Annotated in this window: 18 protein-coding genes and 2 tRNA genes; 14 read left to right on the top strand and 6 right to left on the bottom strand. The window is 69.7% G+C overall.

Features of this window, described 5'->3' with window-relative positions; genetic code table 11:
- Positions 1-6 precede the first annotated feature (6 nt).
- Positions 7-300 (bottom strand): hypothetical protein, encoded by a 294-nt coding sequence (locus tag Q9R28_RS01385; RefSeq protein WP_209682927.1) that lies wholly within the window; start codon positions 298-300, stop codon positions 7-9.
- A gap of 141 nt (positions 301-441) precedes the next feature.
- Here Q9R28_RS01385 and Q9R28_RS01380 point away from each other — a divergent pair, with 141 nt between their 5' ends.
- The 5 genes from Q9R28_RS01380 to Q9R28_RS01360 all read left to right on the top strand — a co-directional run bounded on the left by Q9R28_RS01380 (position 442) and on the right by Q9R28_RS01360 (position 3,942).
- On the top strand, positions 442-999 hold the full coding sequence (locus tag Q9R28_RS01380; RefSeq protein WP_066653961.1) for an RNA polymerase sigma factor: 558 nt from the start codon (positions 442-444) through the stop codon (positions 997-999).
- On the top strand, positions 996-1,574 hold the full coding sequence (locus Q9R28_RS01375) for an Asp23/Gls24 family envelope stress response protein (RefSeq protein ID WP_209682929.1): 579 nt from the start codon (positions 996-998) through the stop codon (positions 1,572-1,574). Before Q9R28_RS01380 ends, Q9R28_RS01375 begins: the two co-directional genes overlap by 4 nt.
- A 69-nt stretch (positions 1,575-1,643) precedes the next feature.
- Positions 1,644-2,054, top strand: coding sequence for a hypothetical protein (locus Q9R28_RS01370; protein WP_311205328.1), 411 nt, complete (start codon positions 1,644-1,646; stop codon positions 2,052-2,054).
- Between the two features lie 267 nt (positions 2,055-2,321).
- Positions 2,322-2,927 carry an HD domain-containing protein gene (locus tag Q9R28_RS01365; RefSeq protein WP_311205327.1) on the top strand — a complete coding sequence of 202 codons (606 nt, stop codon included), beginning with the start codon at positions 2,322-2,324 and terminating at the stop codon, positions 2,925-2,927.
- A gap of 46 nt (positions 2,928-2,973) precedes the next feature.
- A complete protein-coding gene (locus tag Q9R28_RS01360; RefSeq protein ID WP_066653953.1) occupies positions 2,974-3,942 on the top strand; it encodes an AraC family transcriptional regulator in 969 nt (322 codons plus the stop codon).
- 9 nt (positions 3,943-3,951) lie between these two features.
- Here Q9R28_RS01360 and Q9R28_RS01355 read toward each other — a convergent pair.
- Together Q9R28_RS01355 and Q9R28_RS01350 are read right to left on the bottom strand one after the other, a co-directional pair.
- Positions 3,952-4,038 (bottom strand) — tRNA-Val (locus Q9R28_RS01355).
- Positions 4,039-4,380: 342 nt separating this feature from the next.
- Positions 4,381-5,091: a hypothetical protein gene (locus Q9R28_RS01350; protein ID WP_311205326.1), complete on the bottom strand. Its 711-nt coding sequence runs from the start codon at positions 5,089-5,091 to the stop codon at positions 4,381-4,383.
- A 637-nt stretch (positions 5,092-5,728) separates the two neighbouring features.
- Here Q9R28_RS01350 and Q9R28_RS01345 point away from each other — a divergent pair.
- Positions 5,729-7,933: a phospholipase A2 gene (locus tag Q9R28_RS01345; protein WP_066653949.1), complete on the top strand. Its 2,205-nt coding sequence runs from the start codon at positions 5,729-5,731 to the stop codon at positions 7,931-7,933.
- A gap of 489 nt (positions 7,934-8,422) precedes the next feature.
- The gene (locus tag Q9R28_RS01340) at positions 8,423-9,067 is read left to right on the top strand and encodes a hypothetical protein (RefSeq protein ID WP_144411285.1); all 645 of its coding nucleotides are present in this window, start codon (positions 8,423-8,425) and stop codon (positions 9,065-9,067) included.
- An 867-nt stretch (positions 9,068-9,934) separates the two neighbouring features.
- Here the strand turns inward: Q9R28_RS01340 and Q9R28_RS01335 are convergent.
- Together Q9R28_RS01335 and Q9R28_RS01330 are read right to left on the bottom strand one after the other, a co-directional pair.
- Positions 9,935-10,010: transfer RNA gene (locus tag Q9R28_RS01335), tRNA-Val, on the bottom strand.
- Between the two features lie 221 nt (positions 10,011-10,231).
- Positions 10,232-11,827, bottom strand: coding sequence for a long-chain fatty acid--CoA ligase (locus tag Q9R28_RS01330; RefSeq protein ID WP_081984815.1), 1,596 nt, complete (start codon positions 11,825-11,827; stop codon positions 10,232-10,234).
- A 486-nt stretch (positions 11,828-12,313) separates the two neighbouring features.
- Here Q9R28_RS01330 and Q9R28_RS01325 point away from each other — a divergent pair, with 486 nt between their 5' ends.
- From Q9R28_RS01325 to Q9R28_RS01315, 3 genes are all read left to right on the top strand, one after another.
- Positions 12,314-12,877: a MarR family winged helix-turn-helix transcriptional regulator gene (locus Q9R28_RS01325; RefSeq protein WP_066653947.1), complete on the top strand. Its 564-nt coding sequence runs from the start codon at positions 12,314-12,316 to the stop codon at positions 12,875-12,877.
- Between the two features lie 79 nt (positions 12,878-12,956).
- A complete protein-coding gene (locus tag Q9R28_RS01320; protein ID WP_158407746.1) occupies positions 12,957-13,106 on the top strand; it encodes a hypothetical protein in 150 nt (49 codons plus the stop codon).
- The gene (locus tag Q9R28_RS01315) at positions 13,103-13,273 is read left to right on the top strand and encodes a hypothetical protein (protein WP_158407745.1); all 171 of its coding nucleotides are present in this window, start codon (positions 13,103-13,105) and stop codon (positions 13,271-13,273) included. Before Q9R28_RS01320 ends, Q9R28_RS01315 begins: the two co-directional genes overlap by 4 nt.
- On the opposite strand, the gene Q9R28_RS01310 is transcribed toward Q9R28_RS01315, so the two are convergent.
- A complete protein-coding gene (locus Q9R28_RS01310) occupies positions 13,246-15,009 on the bottom strand; it encodes an AMP-binding protein (RefSeq protein ID WP_311205325.1) in 1,764 nt (587 codons plus the stop codon). The genes Q9R28_RS01315 and Q9R28_RS01310 overlap by 28 nt on opposite strands.
- Positions 15,010-15,083: 74 nt before the next feature.
- On the opposite strand from Q9R28_RS01310, the gene Q9R28_RS01305 reads away from it, so the two are divergent.
- The 4 genes from Q9R28_RS01305 (at position 15,084) to Q9R28_RS01290 (ending at position 17,782) form a co-directional block, all read left to right on the top strand.
- The gene (locus tag Q9R28_RS01305) at positions 15,084-15,641 is read left to right on the top strand and encodes a hypothetical protein (protein WP_311205324.1); all 558 of its coding nucleotides are present in this window, start codon (positions 15,084-15,086) and stop codon (positions 15,639-15,641) included.
- Between the two features lie 64 nt (positions 15,642-15,705).
- The gene (locus Q9R28_RS01300) at positions 15,706-16,701 is read left to right on the top strand and encodes an aldo/keto reductase (RefSeq protein WP_209682957.1); all 996 of its coding nucleotides are present in this window, start codon (positions 15,706-15,708) and stop codon (positions 16,699-16,701) included.
- A gap of 92 nt (positions 16,702-16,793) precedes the next feature.
- The gene (locus Q9R28_RS01295) at positions 16,794-17,315 is read left to right on the top strand and encodes a hypothetical protein (RefSeq protein ID WP_311205323.1); all 522 of its coding nucleotides are present in this window, start codon (positions 16,794-16,796) and stop codon (positions 17,313-17,315) included.
- A gap of 89 nt (positions 17,316-17,404) precedes the next feature.
- Positions 17,405-17,782, top strand: a complete 378-nt coding sequence (locus tag Q9R28_RS01290; RefSeq protein WP_081984813.1) for a holo-ACP synthase — start codon at positions 17,405-17,407, stop codon at positions 17,780-17,782.
- Positions 17,783-17,831: the final 49 nt, after the last annotated feature.

Raw genomic sequence — 17,831 nt, 5'->3', positions numbered from 1 at the left:
CTCCGCTCAGAGCTCCCGGAGCATGCGGCCGGCGACGGCGTCGTTCCAGGACGTGGTGGCCCCGACCTCGGTCGCGGTGTGCAGTCCCCCGTGCCCGTCCTCCAGCCCGCACCGCCACCGGTCGAACACGCTCATGCAGAGCGTCCGTGCCGTGCGCACCGCGCCGGCGACGGGCCGCTGCGGCGCTGCGTGGCGGAGCGGACGCTGCGGCGTCCTGTCGCCGAGCGGGTCCGTGGTCGCGTCGTCGGTCGGCTCCGGTTCGACAGCGGGCAGGGGGGTCGTGGTGGTGTCGTCGTGCATCTCACCAGTGGGACGTCACGAGCAGCGGATCCGTCACGAACTGACGCACCCGACACCACGCGGGCACTCCCCGCGCTGCCGGTGCATGCTCGGTGGAGACCGGTCCACCGACCGGCAGCCCGAGTCGGACGGAAGGCGGGGATGAGCGACGGCACCGCGCTGCAGCACGCGTCCGACGCGACGCTCGTCGCCCGCGCGGCCGACGGCGACGTGCTGGCCTTCGAGGTGCTCGCCCGCCGGCACGGACCGCTGATGCGCGTCTACGCGGAGCAGGTGCTCGGCTCCAACGTCGAGTCCGACGACGTCGTGCAGGAGGCCTTCCTGACGGGGTGGCGGAAGCTCGCGGACCTCGAGGACGCCGAGCGGTTCCGCCCCTGGATCATGCAGATCGTCACCCGCCGGGCCCTCGACCGTCTCCGGCGTCGACGTCACCACGACGACCTGGACGACCACGACGAGGCGGCCGACCCGTCGCAGGCCCCGGAGCGTACCGTCGAGACGCGCATGCAGCTCGACGCGATGTGGGCTGCTCTGGACCGGATGCCGATCGACCAGCGTCGGTGCTGGCTGCTCCGGGAGACCGCCGGGTACAGCTACCAGCAGATCGCCGAGGAACTCGAGCTCCCGACGTCGACGGTGCGGGGCCTGCTCGCACGGGCGCGACGGTTCCTCGCCGCGGAGATGGAGGGATGGCGATGACGACCGACGACCTCCCCCTGCCCGACGACGACCTCGACGGCCACACGATCGAGGAGATCGCGGACTACCTCGACCGCGGTCGGGACCCGATCGACCCGTCCATCGAGGGCTCGGCGGTCTGCCGACTCGCGATGACGAACATGCAGCGCCTGCGCGAGCTCTCGCTCGGCGCGCTCGAGCAGCGCGCCGGTGCCGAGCCCGACCGGGAGACCGCCTGGGTCGACCGCTTGCTCGGGGCGATCCGCGCCGAGGTGCGGCCCGGTCGCGACGTCCCGGTCGCCCACCCCGATCCGCGCCTGCGCCTGGCGGTCACCGAGGCGGCCGTGCGCGGACTCGTGCGCCGCGCCGGTGACACGATGGGCGGCGTCGTGATGGGCCGCTGCGTGCTGCGGGGCGACGTGGAGGAGCCCGGAGCCGCGGTCAGCATCGACGTGACTGCCGGGCTCGTGTACGGCGGGTCGGCCCTGGAGACTGCCGAGCGCCTGCGGGTCACCGTCGCCGAGGCCGTCGAACGGCACACCGAGCTGCGCGTCGAGGCCGTCGACGTCCACTTCGACGACGTCTACCTGCCCTGACGACCACCGCCTGACCACGACCTGCCCGACCGGCGGCGAGACGACCCACCAGCAGCGAGGAGCGCGACCATGGACGACGAAGCGATCTCACGCACGGTGACGGCCGGCATCCGACACGTCCCCGGGGTCACCGGGGTCTACCCGCCCCGCCCCGTCGCCGCCGCGGCCGAGACCGTGGTCGACGCGGTGGTGCCCGTACCGCTCCGTCTGCACGACCCCGACGTCCTGGTCGACGTGGACCGACGCGGCGGTCGCGTGCACGTCGTCACCGGCATCAGCGTCGACGGCGGCCGTCCCGCCGCGGACACCCTCCGCGCGGTGGGTGAACGGGTCCGCGACCTGCTCGACGCCGACACGGCCGCGACGGCGGACCTCATCAGCGTGACCGTCCGGCTGGTCGAGGACCCGGTCGACGCGGCCGTGACGCCTCCCGAGGGCGGGCCGTCGGACGCGACCGCGCTGCCGACGAGCGATGTCTGAGCGTTTCCGCTCGGAACTCCCCCACCCGTATGGTCGTACCGACGCGCCGGGACCGTACACGCTCGTGGTCGGCGAGCACGAGCTGTCGTCCTGGGACCTCGGCCCCACCGGCAGGGCCGGCAGCGCACCGGACGGGAGGCGCGTGGCGGATCAGCGCCACGTCGCGCGTCCGACGCCGCGCCGGTCCTGAGGCACGTGGCCGGCCGGCACCGTGCCTCCCGTCCGCCGCGTCACCGGTCCGAGCGGTGAGCATGCCATGATCCGGGGGTGCGCATCGACGACTTCCCCGTCCCGGAGACCCCGGCCGCCCGAGCGGCTGCGTCGCTCGCCACGCGCTACCAGTCGACGGCGATCACGGCGCACGCCGTCCGGTCCTGGTACTGGGCAGCGGGCTTCGCGGCGCTCGACGGGCTCGACGGCGTCGACCACGAACTGCTGTGGGTCGCGGCCGTCCTGCACGACATCGGCACCGTGACCGAGTTCGACAACCACACGGTGTCCTACGAGCACGCCGGTGGGCACGTCGCCGTCGCCCTGACGACCGGGGCGGGTTGGGCCGTCGAGCGGCAGCAGCGCGTGCTCGACGTGATCGTGCGGCACAACTGGCCGGGCGTCGACGTCCACCTCGACCTCGAGGGGCACCTGCTCGAACGCGCGACCGGGCTCGACGTCTCCGGCGCGGGGGCCGAGCTGCTGCCGGAGTCGTACCTGCGCGAGGTGCTCGCACGGCACCCCCGCGGCGCGCTGGCTGCGGAGTTCGGCGCGTGCGTCGTCGACCAGGCCGCTCGCAAGCCCGACACCGCAGCGCGGCGCCTGGTCGACGGCGGTGTCGTCCGGAAGCTCGCGCAGAACCCGCTCGAGGCGCTGTCCTGACCACGACGCGCGCGCGAGGCTCAGCCGGACGTGTCAGCATCGGATCATGACCACCGCCGAACCCGACGTCCGTCACGTCGTCGAGGCGTCCGGCGACGACCTCGACGCGGCCCGAGCGGTGTTCGAGTCGGCGTACGGTGCCGCCGGGTTCCTGCCCGAGCGGACCGAGCGGGACTTCGGCTACCGGTTCCGATCGGTCGGTGGCGAGGGGATGTCGCTGGACTCGAAGCGCTTCGACGGTCGGATGGCCGGCGAGGTCGACGCGACGAGCCACTACTTCGTGACGTGGGTCAGCGACGGCGGCGGACTGCTGGACATCGACCGCGACGAGGTGGCGCTCGCGCCCGGACGCCCGATCGTGTTCCCGAGCGAGCGCCCGTACCGCTTCGACCTCGCCGACGTCCGGCAGAACGTGGTGCAGTTCGACCGCCGCACGCTCGAGCGCACCGCCGCCGAGCTGCACGGCACGGAGCCGGCGCCGCTCGTGTTCGACCACGCCGCGCTGCCCCGACGGGAGGACGTCCGGACGTGGAACGCCGAGCTGCGGGCCTCCGCGCAGGTCGTCCTCGGTGCCACGCCGCTGTCCCCGCTCGCGATGGCCGAGGCCACCCGGCGCACCGCGCTGGCGATGCTCCGGACCTTCCCGCACACGACCCTCGCGCCGGCCGCGCCGGTGCCCGTCGGCGCACGGGGCCGGGTGCAGCAGGCGATCGAGTACATGCACGCCAACGCCGACGTCCCGATCACCACGACCGACGTCGCCGAACACGTCGGACTCAGTGTCCGCGGGCTCCAGCAGGGCTTCCAGCGGCAGGTCGGGATGTCACCGAACTCGATGCTCCGCGGGATCCGCTTCGACCGGATCCGGACGGAGCTCCGGTACCACTCGGTGGGCGAGACGACCGTGGCGGACACCGCACGACGGTGGGGGTTCGCACACGCCGGGCGGTTCTCCTCCGCCTACGCGAAGCGGTTCGGGGAGCTGCCGAGCGAGACCCTGCGCGCGCGTCGCTGAGCGACTGCGTGGGCCCTGCCGGGATCGAACCGACGACATCCACGGTGTAAACGTGGCGGACCGCGCAAACGTCCGCAGCGATACGCAGCGCTTCCCAGTGATGGCGCGGAAGTAGCTTGCGGACAACTGCGAACAAAAGCACCCGGCTGCGCGTGGTCACCGGCAGCACACCGGCAGCTTGTGCCGGTCGTCCTCGAGTTCCCCGCCGTGGCGCCGGCCTCCCCTACGCCGACGACACGCACCGCTACCGCCTCGGCCGCCGATATCGCCGCCCAATGAAACGGCGGCTGCCTGGCGACGCTCGGCAGGCGGCGCGAGCACGGCGTACTCCCCCCCCCCGCGGCAAACCGCTAACGTGTGTCGCGCCGTGCACGTAAAGGTCCGCCGCCGAGCAGCTGCTGATGCTTCCGGCCGAGACGACAGGCGCCCACCTCGGAACTACTGGCCGAGCTGTCCGAGCGCCGCTGCGACACCGTCATAGCCGAGAGTGGCCGCGTGTGTGATGGCACCCGTGACCGCAGGGACAATCAGCTTGGCCGCGGCGTCCCGCCATCGGGGACTACGCTCCTCGTCCGCCTGTCCGGCTGCAGCCTGCATGGCAACCCAGAGCCGCTCAGCAGCGCTCGCATAGTCGAAGCCCCCAGCGAGCGTCTCATCCTCCATCGCATCGCGAATCTCGCGCACCAGCTTCACCAAGTAGTAGCGAAGCTCCGCGCTGATGGTCTGGTCTTCCTCAAGGAGGCCAATCGCTTCGTCGACGACGGCACTGAGCCGGTCGAGTCCGCCCGGCGCGATCCTCCCCTTGGTCGCTTCAATGAGGGTGCCCAGCATCTGCAGCTGCCCCAGCGCTGCTGAAGGGAATGCCGCGCCAGGGTCGGACTGCTGACCCCAAGTGGTCCCCGCATTGGCCGCCATGCGGCCCCATTGCGGGAACGACTCCCTCGAGACGTAGACGTTGAGACCGTCCGCCTCCATCTCGCTGAGCGCACGATCGATAGCCGTGAGCAGAGCGCTGGTCTCGAGCATCTTTGTAGTCGCAACCATCGGGTCAGCGTTCCAGCCTCGGGCGTCATTTGCGACCACGCCGGCTGCGGCCGCCTCGCGCCACTCAAGGAAGATGTCGTACAGCGCGTATGCGGCGTTGATCATGAGAAGAGCCTAGGTCTCGCGTGGAAGAGAGGCTCGATCGCCGGCATCGGCTTCGGCGCTTACTTCAACATCAATGTTGTCGAACCCGCCGGCTGTGACCCGGACACGATGGGTCGTCACTCCTTGCGGGCTCGTGGGTCTTGAATCTGGAACCCACTGGTACCGGGTCAGGCCTTGCGATGGTGCGCGTCCTTGTGCCCTTGATCCGCGTCGTTCCGCGGTTCTGGCTGGTGTGGAGCATCGTAGCGTTCGCGTCGCTACGCCCTTGATGTGCCCTTCCTGCGCATCGTTTTAGGACCCAAAACGGACCCTGCGGCCCCCCGGCGCGTCGCGGCGTTGTGGCTGTTCACGCTGACTTGCGTGAGAATGCCCCACCCTCTCTTGCGTTCGATCAGCCCAGAGCTCCAACTGGACAGCTGTTCGGCGCTAGCCATTTGGCGCTAGCCGACTGGCTGGGATCATCAGCTCGCAGGTTGACATAGACTGAGAGAACGCTCAGCCCATTCCGGAACTATTACCTCTGAACTGGGATTTTTCTGGCGAGCCCCTCTTCGGGGGACCTGTGCCGGTATTCAGACTTCTTCTAGCCTTCGCGAACTGACGGCAACCCGTGCTGTCAGCTGACCTAGGGGGTCTCGTGCGCACGCTGCTGCACAGGCCGCGCCAGAGGAAGCGCAGCATCGCTGCCGCAACCCTGAGCGCGCTCGCAATCCTTGGCTCGCTGCTGGTCGCAACGCCAGCGCAAGCCCTCAACGACACCGGAACCGGCGGCGTATTCGTCCCGGCAACCGGACGCTTCCTCGACACGGGGAGAAACATCGGCGGCTTCGACACCCCGATGCCTGCCAAGGGCTGGCGCACCGTCCAGGTGACCGGCAAGAACGGCGTCCCGGACGACGGTTCCGTTGGAGCTGTATCCGTCGTTGCGACCGCGGCGAGCATCTCGCATCAGGGCATCCTCTACGGGCGCCCGAACGCAGCCGCGAAGACGACGCTCATGGGTATCTACGGTGGTGAGAGCGAGCAAAACACCTCGTTCTCCGCTGTCCTCGCGGTGAATCCCGACGGCACGATTCAGGTGCAGGCCGAGACCAGCATCCGGCTCATCCTCGACGTGCAGGGCTACTACACCGCCAGCGACGACGGTACTGCCGCCGGCGGCTTCGTCCCGCTGAACGGCTCGCGCATCGCTGACACCCGCTCCGGGCTCGGCTTCCCACAGCAGACCATCGGCGCCGGCGAGCGTGTCGACCTGCAGGTCTCCGGACGCGGCGGCATCCCGAAGGGTGCTTCCGGCGCGATCATCAACATGATCGCCGTCAACCGCACCGCCTCCGTCGGGTACCTCACCCCGTACGCCACGGGCGACACCCGTCCGTCGAACTCCTTCAACTACGCCGGCAACGTGCCGACCTCGATGCAGGCGCAGGTCAAGCTCTCCGCTGACGGCAAGATCACCATCTACAACAACAACAGCACCACCGACCTCGTCGTCGACACCCAGGGTTACTTCACCGCCGCTGGGAAGGGAGGCGCCGTCTTCACTCCCGGTGCTGGCCGTGCGTACGACACCCGCTCCAGCGGCAACACAGTCATGGGAAAGAACGAAACCCGTTCCATCCAGATCGCCGGCAAAGCAGGCGTCCCCGTCATGGGCTCTGGTATCAAGGCCGTTGTCCTCTCGCTCACCTCGCTGAAGTCGACCGCTGGTGCCGGCAATGCGACGGTGTGGGCAGACGGCACAACCCGCCCGAACACGACGTCGATCAATTTCGACGAGACTACGATCCGCACGAACACCATTACGGTACCGCTCGGCGCGAACGGCAAGGTCGCAATCAACAGTGTCGCTGACCCGACCGACTACGTTTTCGACGTCCAAGGCTGGTACAGCAATCCTCAAGCCCCTCGTCTGACTTGCGCCGCTCCGTTCGGGGCTGGAACATGGACCGCTACCACGGGAAGCGATGATATTGCGGCGTCTTGCACTGTAAGCGCGCCTGCTGCAGTCGAGGCTGGGCAAACGGTCGACGTGTACCTGAACGACCTTCCGCTCGAGTCTTATTCACTGAATGACACTACGACGTCCTCGTTCACCTTCACGACTCCACCCTTGTCTGGGCTAGTGAAGCTGCGTGCAGAACTGTCCAGCAGCACGGGGTTGGCGCCCTCCGTGGCCTACGAATTTGGGGTTGGTCAGTGGCAGAACGAGGCATTACAGCCAAGTCTTGCGAACGGGGCAGTGGTGAACCCGGAAGTGGTTTCCCTTTACCCGCTTCCCCAGTCAGGGCTCCTACCTGGCGATGCTGCGATCGCTTATGAGCTCCGCGACCTGACAACCGGCGTCACGCAGGCGACCACTACTGGTAACGTCCCGCTCGGCCTTTACGACCTTCCCCGAGGGCACTCCTACTCATGGAAGGCGAAAGTTTCGGCTGCCACCGCATGGGACGAACGAGGCGATATTCAGACCGCAGATTGGTCGTTCCGAGTCGCGAACGAGGGGGAGGACGTTCCTGACGCCACCGACCCCGAGCCGACCGCGAGTGGGGAGATGACCACTTTCGCTGCACCCAACGGTTGTAGCTATTCGCCCGACACGTGGGGTAAGGCGAAGTTCAGGCCCGCTTGCGACGCCCACGACATCTGCTATGGCAATAAGAAGAAGATTAACCGCCTGACCTGCGACGTCGCGTTCCTCGGTAACCTTACGTATGCTTGCAACAAGGCTTACCCCAAGGGTGCTACGCGAAACTCTTGTGCTGGTGTCGCTGGTGGCTACTACACCGCTGTTCGTGGCGCTGGCTGGGCCTTCTATAAGGGAAACGGACGTAATAACTGATGAGAATGCCAGGGGTAGTCGTTGCTGCAATCGTTCTTCTTGCGGTCGGTTTCGTTGCAACTGCAATCGGCTCTGTATGGACCATACTGAGTCCTCCCGGTGGGGGCGTTAACTTCGCTGCAGGATTGATTTACAACGGAGGAATGCTGGTCGGTCTAGCTGGCCTCGGTTTTGGAGTTGCCGCTGCTGTTACTGCACGTCGTAGGTGAGGTCGTAGGCGCTGATCCGGACGGCGACTAACGACAGGTACGCGTAGATCCTCGAGCATGCCCGATCTTTTCGTAAGTCCCCTCAATACAAGCACCCTCAGCCACTGGACTGAGGGTGCTTGCTTTGAGGGGTGTTCGGTGGACCTAGAGGCTCTTCTTCACTGGGGAAGACAGCGCGATGGCAAACCTGCTGCTGACCTGATCGACCAGAGGCCTACCGGCGCCCCGGACGGCGCGGTCGTGATGCCGATCGACGGCGGTCGATGCAAGACTCCCACGCATGACACTTCCTCTATGGCTGCAAATCGTCACCCTTGCCGTCCCCGTCGCCGTCGCCGTGATCTCCAGCATTCTGGCGTCGCGGGCCGCGGGCAGAGCGCAACACGCAGAGGCGGAGGCTGCACGTCTTAGAGCGCTTGAGGAGCGCACAGCGCAGAAAAAGTTCGAGCTGTATCAGCCCTTCCTCACAACGCTAAACGACCTTCTCACTCCGAATCGGAGCGCGGCCGCTCTGGCCGGTATGGAAGACGTCATTACGAACTTTCAGGGCTTCGTGACGGTTTGGGGTTCGGACGAAGTGATCGAGACATTTTACCGGTGGCGCACTTCAGCCAACTTGAATCCGCCGAACTTGGTGACGATGCGACTCATGGCTGATCTTCTCGTGGCAGTGCGTCGCGACATCGCTTGGCCTGATACCAAGGTGCCGACGCTTTACATGATCGGTCACCGAATCAAAGACATTCACGAACATCCCGAGATGGTAAAGGCGATGACACTGCCACTAGATCAGTTTTTGGCGAGCCAAGATTGGACGCCGCCGTTCACGGTCCCGACAGGCACGGCAGGAAGAAGCCAGCGGTCAGCAGCTAACCCCAAGCGTCTGACTGTTCACGAGTCCAGTAGTGGTCGGGACGAACAGTGAGCCGGCGCTGGCCAACGAAGGAGACGGGGCCTTGCGTCCAGCGGAACTGCACTCGCCAAGACGAACGAGCTGGCTCCGACGCTAACGCGGCGTACTCCTCTTCAGTAAGTGGCACCCTGTGGCCGACCTCACTCTTGGCATCCAAGACCGGAGCGAGGCTCGTCCAGGGCGTCCATCGGGCCTTGCCCTGTCGAGTTCGTACCTTGACGTGCCGCGCTGACCCTGCCCCGAGGTTACGGAAATACAGCGACCAGTAGGGCTTTCCGTACTCGGCCGACACATCGTTACGGATCACGTGCATAAGCGGCACTGGCTCTTTGAAGTAGTTGAACAGCAGCGCGAAGGTCGCAACCAAAGCCGCATAGATGGAGAGAACGAGGGAGAGCATGCCTAGATTCTGGAGGTTGTAGGGTCAACGCAAGGGGCGCCGCTCCGATGCATCATCTGTCGAACCTGACCTTAGCGCGGCTTGCACGGTGAAATTCGATAGGGCCGGGATTGGACCAAGGTCTAGCCAGTAGACCGCCTGTATGACGCGGCTCACCGTCATGGAACTCGATTGTCGACGTACTCGCCCGACTTACACTCCAAGTTCGGCGACTCTTCGCTACCCCTGGCTTGGCACAGCGTCGCTGCGAAGAGGCCATCAGCGTGCAGTCATTGGAGGGCACGATCGCGGCACAATCTCAGGCACCACTTCAAGCGGGCCGAGCGGCGTGCATGCTTCTCCCAGCGTCAACCGCGGCGCGCACACCTCAATCCCCCAGCTCCCAGGTTAGACACCGGCAGCTCACCGGCAGCTGCCCGGATTCTCCTCCCGTCGGCCACACATTATTTCCGCATGGTGGGGCCTGAACTGGGTTTTTCTGGTGGGCCCTGCCGGGATCGAACCGACGACATCCACGGTGTAAACGTGGCGCTCTACCAGCTGAGCTAAAGGCCCCTGGAGTCGATCCTAGACGCTCGGTGGGAACACCCTGTCCACGGTCCTGCGGTGATCGGGGCGGTGTTCCTCGTCGTGGCCACGGCTGACGAGCAACGCCGCCGCCGGGCGGCGCCCGGTCCACGCGCCCGCTGACGTCGGCGACGGTCGGCCGCGAGCACGATCGCGACCGGTCCGGAGCGCGAGCCGCGCTCCGGACCGACGACCCCGCCGCGGGGCGCTCAGCCGAACCGCTCGACGAGCTCCCGCTTGAGCACCTTCCCGCTCGGCCCCAGGGGCAGGGCGTCCACCACGTGCACGACCCGCGGGTACTTGTACACGGCGATCTCGTCGGCGACGAAGCGGATCAGCTCCTCCGAGGTCACCTCGGCGCCCTGACGGAGCACGACCGCCGCGGCGACCTCCTGCCCGTGCACCTCGTGCGGGATCCCGAACACGGCGGCCATCGTGACGTCCGGGTGGGCGGCGAGGACCTCCTCCACCTGCCGGGGGTACACGTTGTAGCCGTTGCGGATGATCATGTCCTTCGTGCGGTCGACGATGGTGAGGTACCCGTCGTCGTCCTTCCGCCCGAGGTCGCCCGTGCGGAACCACCCGTCGACGATCGCCTCGGCCGTGGCCTCGGGTCGGTTCAGGTAGCCGTTCATCAGGTTGTGGCCGCGGATCACCAGCTCGCCGATCTCGCCGCGCGGCAGCAGGACGGTGCGGTCCGTGACCTCGGGGTCGGCGATCTCGATGTCGACACCCCAGATCGGCGTCCCGATGGTGCCCGGGCGCGGGGTGGCCCCGACGTGGTTGAACGACGCCACCGGCGAGGTCTCGGTGAGCCCGTACCCCTCGTGGACCGGCGCGTCGAACACCTGCTGGAACCGTTCGAGCACGGCGAGCGGCAGCGATGCCCCGCCGGAGATCGCGTACCGCAGGTGCGGTCGGGCCTCGGACCGGGTCGCGGCGTCGAGCAGCGCGATGTACATCGTCGGGACGCCCATGAAGATCGCCGTGTCGTGCTCGACCATGGCCGCGAGTGCGGCGTCGCCGTCGAACCTCGGCAGCATGACGATCGTCGCGCCGGCGCGGAACCCGGTGTTCATGGTGCAGGTCTGCCCGAAGGTGTGGAAGAGCGGCAGCGCACCGAGCAGGACGTCACCCCGACGCATGTCGAAGGTCGTGAGCAGGCACGTGTTGACCTGTTCGAGCAGGGCGAAGTGGGAGCCCTCGGCGCCCTTGGGCTTCCCGGTCGTCCCGCTCGTGTACAGGATCGTGGCGGTGTCGAACGGGTGGCGCGGGACGTAGGTGTCGAGCGGTTCGCTCGTCGCGGCGACGGTCTCGAGTCGGTCCGGAGCTCCCTCGGCGTCCGCCGGGGCGAGCACGCTGAGCACGTCGACGCCGGCGGCTGTCGCCCCGGCGCCACCCTCGCCGAGCAGGGGGGCTGCGCAGACGAGCAGTCGGGCGTCGCTGTCGCGGAGCACGAACTCGATCTCCCCGCGCTTGAGCAGCGCGTGCACCGGCACGACCACCGCGCCGAGCGCGAGGACGGCGTAGTAGACGCGCGGGAAGTCGGCGACGTTCGGCACGAGCATCGCGACGCGGTCGCCCTCACGCACACCGCGCGCGCGGAGGCCGCCGGCGTAGGCGAGGGTCTGCTGCCACAGCTCGGCGTACGTGGTCCGCTGGTCCCCCACGACGACCGCGACGTCGTCCGGGAACCGCGCCGCGGACTCGGCGAGGATCGCGGCGACGGAGGCGGTGGCCTGGGTCGTCCGGGCGCCGTGTGCGGCGCCGGGTGCGGGGTGGCTGCTGGTGGTGGTGCTGGTCATGCCGGCCTTCCGTCTCCCGTGACGAGTTCTCCTCACGGAGCCTACGGCGCTCGGGCCTCCTCGGTCCGGACGCGCGATCTCCGGCGCGCCCCGGCGACCGCGTGTCTGGACGTCGGCTGCACGCACTGCGCGCAGCGGCTGTGGGCTTGCGCTCACAGCAGGATCGTGTTCAATCGAGACGTCGTGGTGCGGGTCAGGCACCACGGCACGGGCGGCCGGTCTGTGTTCGGGTCACGGATCGGCCGCCGCACCCGGTCCTCGTCCGCGCGTCGGGACGAGACCGCTGCGGGACGAGCCGCTCCGCGGCAGTGAGCCGGTGCGTGCCGGACGGGAGGCCCGTGGCCGACCCGCCTCGCGCCTCCCGTCCGCCGGGTGGTCCGCTCGAGACCGGTGTCGTGGGTCGCCGACCCTCGTCACGTACCCCGCTGCTCCCCGCGCGCCCGGACCGGCTCGGTACTGTCGGGCGGACGAGGTGAGGAGGCTGCGATGACCGAGGACGGCACGCACGGGACGTCCGGGTACTGGTACCCGGACCGGCCGGCGAGGACCGGTGTCGAACTGCTCACCGCGATGCGGCGCTACCGCGCCGCCGAGGTCGCGATGCGCGAGCGCAAGCGCCGGTCGATGGGGATGAACGCGACCGACATGGAGGCGGTCCGCTTCCTGCTGCGCGCCGCGGAGCAGGGCCGCGCGGTGCGGCCGGGCGACCTGACCGCGCACCTCGGGATCACGTCGGCGTCGACCACGGCCGTCGTCAAGCGACTCGTCGCCAGCGGGCACGCCGAACGCCGGCCGGACCCGGCGGACGGCCGCGGCGCCCTGCTGGTCGCGACCGTGCACAGCGACGACGAGGTCCGGTCCGAACTCACCGACGTGCACGCCCGGATGATCGCCGCGGCCGACCGGCTGTCGCCGCAGACGGTGGTCGAGATGCAGGCGTTCTTCGCCGAGGTGATCGACGCGATGGGCGCCGACTCACCCGCGGACGAGGCCGACGGCGCCGCCCGCCCGGGTGCGATGGCCGATATGCGTACGCATCCACTTCGGTAGTTAGACAAACTAGAGAAATCGGAGCAAGCTGGCCCCAGTCGCCGATCGGCGGCGACCCACAGCACGGGAAGGGCCGGCCATGAGCACCATCGACGCGACGCACTCGCAGTTCTCCGAGGTCCGGGAGGCAGCCCGTGGACGGGTCCTCGCCACCCTGGCGACCAGCCTCGGCATCGTCGCCGTGACCGTCGCCACCGCTGCCGTCACCGTCGTCACCCTCGGGGCGTGAGCACGGTGCGCACCGCGAACGACCTCCGCGAACTCCAGCGCCACCCCCACGAGTGGCACCGCCGCGGCCTGCGGCACCCCGACGAGATCGACGCCCTCGTGCACCACCGCACGCACGGCGACGTCCCGCCCGAGCCGACCTACGGCGACTTCTTCCGCGTCGCCTGAGCCCGTCCCACCGAACGGAGCTCCGGGAACTGGTCGTCCCGCCACTCCCCCTCGACCGACACACCGCCCGACGCCGCGGACTCCTCGCGCTCGCGGAGCTCGACCCGTCGGATCTTGCCCGAGATCGTCTTCGGCAGCTGCCCGAACTCGACCCGGCGGACCCGGGCGTACGCCGGGAGCGCGACCCGTGCGTGCTCGAGCACCGCACGAGCGGTCTCGGCCGTCGGCTCCCACCCGGCCGCGAGCGTGACGTAGGCCTTCACGACGTTCAGCCGTGCGTCGTCCGGTGCGGGGACGACGGCGCTCTCGGCCACGGCGTCGTGCTGCAGCAGGGCGCTCTCGACCTCGAACGGCGACACCTTGTAGTCGGAGGACTTGAAGACGTCGTCGGTCCGGCCGATGAAGGTCAGCTGCCCGTCCGCGTCGCGGACCGCGATGTCGCCGGTGTGGAAGAAGCCGTCCCGCATCGCGTCGGCGGTGCGCTCCGGGTCGCCGAGGTACCCGGCCATCAGGTTCGTCGGCCGCTCGGTCAGGTCGAGGCAGACCTCGCCCTCGTCCCCGACGCGCCCGGACAGCGGGTCGAGCAGCGTCACGGCCACCCCGGGCAGCGGACGACCCATCGCCCCGGGTGTCATCGCCCCACCGGGCACGTTGCCGATGATCGCCGTCGTCTCGGTCTGGCCGTAGCCGTCGCGGATCGTCAGGCCCCAGGCCGCCTGGACACGGGCGATCACCTCGGGGTTGAGCGGCTCGCCCGCGGACACCACCTCGCGCAGCGCGCGCGGCCTCGGTCCGAGGTCGGACTGCAGGAGCATCCGCCAGGCGGTCGGCGGCGCGCAGAACGTGTCGACGCCGGCCTCGTCGAGCTGCGCGAGGAGCCCTGCCGGGTCGAAGCGCGGCGTGTCGTACACGAAGACGGTCGCCTCGGCGATCCACGGCGCGAAGAAGCAGCTCCAGGCGTGCTTGCCCCACCCGGGTGAACTGATGGCCAGGTGCACGTCGCCGGGCCGGAGTCCGAGCCAGTGCATCGTGCTGAGGTGGCCGACCGGGTACGACGCCTGCGTGTGCACGACCATCTTCGGCCGCGAGGTGGTGCCCGACGTGAAGTACACCAGGCAGGGGTCGTCGGTGCTCGTGGTGACCACGGGCCGCACCTCGTCCGCCGGCGCCGGGGTACCGAGGTCGTCCGGGTAGGACGTCCAGCCGTCGACCGCTCCCCCGACCACGATGCGCGACGGAGCACCCGTCACCCCGTCGAACTTCGGCGTCTCCCCGTGGTTCGTGACGACGTGCGCGACGCCGCCGCGGTCGATGCGGTCCTGCAGGTCGGCGGTGTCGAGCATGGTCGAGGTCGGCAGGATGACCGCGCCGAGCTTCATCACCGCCAGCATCGTCTCCCACAGCTCGAGCTGGTTGCCGAGCATCAGGAGCACGTGGTCGCCCTTCCGGACCCCGAGCCGGTCCAGGCGGACCGCGAGCCGGTCGGAGCGGGCGGCCATCTCGGCGTACGTCGTGCGCGAGCCGCCGTCCTCGTCGACGATCCACAGCGCCACGCGGTCGTTCCCACGGGCGACCACGTCGAACCAGTCGGTCGCCCAGTTGAAGGTCCGGCCGAGGTCGGGCCAGCGGAACGCACGTCGGACGGCCTCGGCACGCTCGGTGTCGTGCTCGTCGAGGACCGCGAGCAGTTCGTCACGGGCGGCGCGGTACACGGCGGTCGGGTTCAGGGAGGACACCGGTCGATCATGCCCCACCGGGCACCCCGCGCGCTCGCAGCGGACGGTCGTCCGTCGCGGGTAGCGTCGTCCTCGTGGACGGTGTCGGTGTGGTGGACGAGTCCGGGCGGCTGCGGCTCCTCGGCAGCGCCGTGGCCGGCGCGGCCTTCGGCGTGGTGCTCGCGGTGCTCGTCGCGTCGTCCTGGCTGACGACCACGACGGCGCTGCTCGTCGGGGTCGGTGTGCCCGCGGGGATCGCCGGTGCGGCCATCGGCGTCTGGACGCAGCTGCGGGCCTGGCGAGCCGCCGGCGGCTACAAGCGATCGGCGGCCGTGCAGCGATGGGTCGCGGAACAGCGTGTGCCGCCGGGCGTCACGGCCGACGAGTGGGTCCCGGCGCTGCAGGCGCAGGCCGACCGCGAGGGCGCCGGTTGGGGCAAGATCGTCCTCTGCGTGCTCTGGACCGCGATGACGCTCTCGATGGCGGACCAGCACGGCCCGCTCCTGACGGGGTTGCTCGTCGCGCTCTGGGTCGGGATCGGCGCGTGGTCCGCGCTCTGGGTCGTCCCCTGCGCCCGCGCAGCACGGGCACTGCTCCGTCGCGGGGTCGGGACCGAGCCGTACCCGACGGAGTCCCGACCGACCGAGTCCTGAGCCGGCCCTGCGCCCCGGGGATCGTCACGGGACGTCCGCGGCTGCCGTGACTACGCTCGTCCGCATGCAGAGTCGCACCCTCGGCCGCACCGGCCGCTCCGTGTCCGTCGTCGGCCTCGGCACCTGGCAGTTCGGCGGTGACTGGGGTCCCGTCAGCGAGCAGGACGCCGCCGCCGTGATGGACGCCTCGGTCGAGTCCGGCGTCACCCTCTTCGACACCGCCGACGTGTACGGCGACGGTCGCAGCGAGCAGCTCATCGGGGCATGGCGACAGGCCAACCCCGACGTGCCGCTCACCGTGACGACCAAGATGGGTCGACGCGCCGACCAGGTCCCCGCGAACTACGTCGCGGCCAACTTCCGCGAGTGGGTCGACCGCTCCCGGCGCAACCTCCGGCAGGACACCCTCGACCTCGTGCAGCTGCACTGCCCGCCGACCGCGGTCTTCGAGGACGACGCCGTGTACGACGCCCTCGACGCCCTCGTCGCCGACGGGTCGGTCGCCGCGTACGGCGTCTCCGTCGAGACCGCGGACCAGGCGCTCACCGCGATCGCCCGCCCGCACGTCGCGAGCGTGCAGGTCATCCTCAACGCGTTCCGGCTCAAGCCGCTGGACCGCGTGCTGCCGGCCGCACGAGAGGCAGGGGTCGGGATCCTCGCGCGCGTGCCGTTGGCATCGGGACTGCTCTCCGGGAAGTACACGACCGAGACCACGTTCAGCGAGGGCGACCACCGCAACTACAACCGTCACGGCGAGGCCTTCGACCAGGGCGAGACGTTCAGCGGCGTCGACTTCGCGGACGGCGTGCAGGCCGCCCGGGCGTTCGCGGCGGCGCTGCCCGAGGGCATCTCGGTCCCGCAGGCGGCGCTCGCGTGGATCGTCGCGCAGGACGGCGTCACCGCCGCCATCCCGGGCGCCAGGAACCCCGAGCAGGCCCGCTCGAACGCCGGAGCACCGGACCTGGTCGACGGCGGCGCACTCGACCTCGGCGCCCTCGACAGCACGGTGCACGAGCTCTACGACCGGTGGTTCCGCGCCACCGTGCACGACCGGTGGTGAGCCGCCGGCCCGGCACGCGAACCGGCCGGGCCCCGCGGACGGGCGGTGCGCGGACGGCGCCCCGGAGCGTCGTCGTCACGCTCGTCGCGGCGGTGGCCGTCCTCCTGCTCGCCCTCTGCACGGCGCCGGCGGCGGGGACGACCCGCACCGCGCCTCCCTGGCCGGCACCGACCGACCTGCAGACGCGCGCCGAAGCGGCGGGCCTGCGGAACGTCTGGGGCGAACCGCTCGCCGAGCACGTGCACACGCACCTGACGATCCTGGACGGCTCGACACCGGTGACGGTCCCGGGCGACGTCGGGCACTCGTCGCGGGAGCGGTTCGCCGCCGAGCTCCACACCCACGACACCTCCGGCATCCTGCACGTCGAGTCGCCGACCCGGCAGACGTTCACACTCGGGCAGTTCTTCGACGAGTGGGACGTCTCGCTCGGCGCGGGGCGCGTCGGCGGGCTGCACGGGGAGCTGACGACCTGGGTCGACGGACACCGGTACCTCGGCAACCCGCGGTCGATCGCGTTGACGAACCGTCGCGAGGTCGTGCTCGTCGTCACCACGATCGGCGAGGTGCCGCACCTGCCGGCGCCGTTCGACTGGCCGCCGCAGTACCGCTGACGGGGGTCGGCTCCGGGATCGGGGGCGGCTCGCGGCCACGCGGCGACGACGTGGTGCCACCGCGTGGCTGCGAGCCGTACGCTGCACCCGTGACGACGATCCGGACCGGTACCGACCTCGCGGCGGTCGAGGACGTCGTCGCGGGCATCGCCGCACACGGCGAGCGCTACCTGTCGCGGGTGTTCACCGACCGCGAGCGCGCCGACTGCGGTGACGACCCCGAGCGTCTGGCCGCCCGCTTCGCCGGCAAGGAGGCCGTGCTGAAGCTGCTGCGACCCGCGCCGGGCGACGCGGTCCCCCCGACGGACGTCGCGGTGGTGCTGGACGCCGCCGGCGCCCCGGTCGTCGAGCTCTCCGGCCGCGCCGCCGAGCTCGCCGCGGCGGTCGGCTGCGGACCGGTCGCGGTGTCGTTGTCACACGAACGGGGGCTGGCGCTGGCGACCGCCGTGGCGCTGTCCCGACGCTGACCGACCCGGTCCCGCGTTCCTTGCGGCGCACGTGCGGGATCACGCACGT

The sequence above is a fragment of the Curtobacterium sp. BRD11 genome (assembly GCF_031844345.1).
GTDB lineage: Bacteria > Actinomycetota > Actinomycetes > Actinomycetales > Microbacteriaceae > Curtobacterium.
This window is presented reverse-complemented; position numbering and strand designations above follow the sequence as displayed.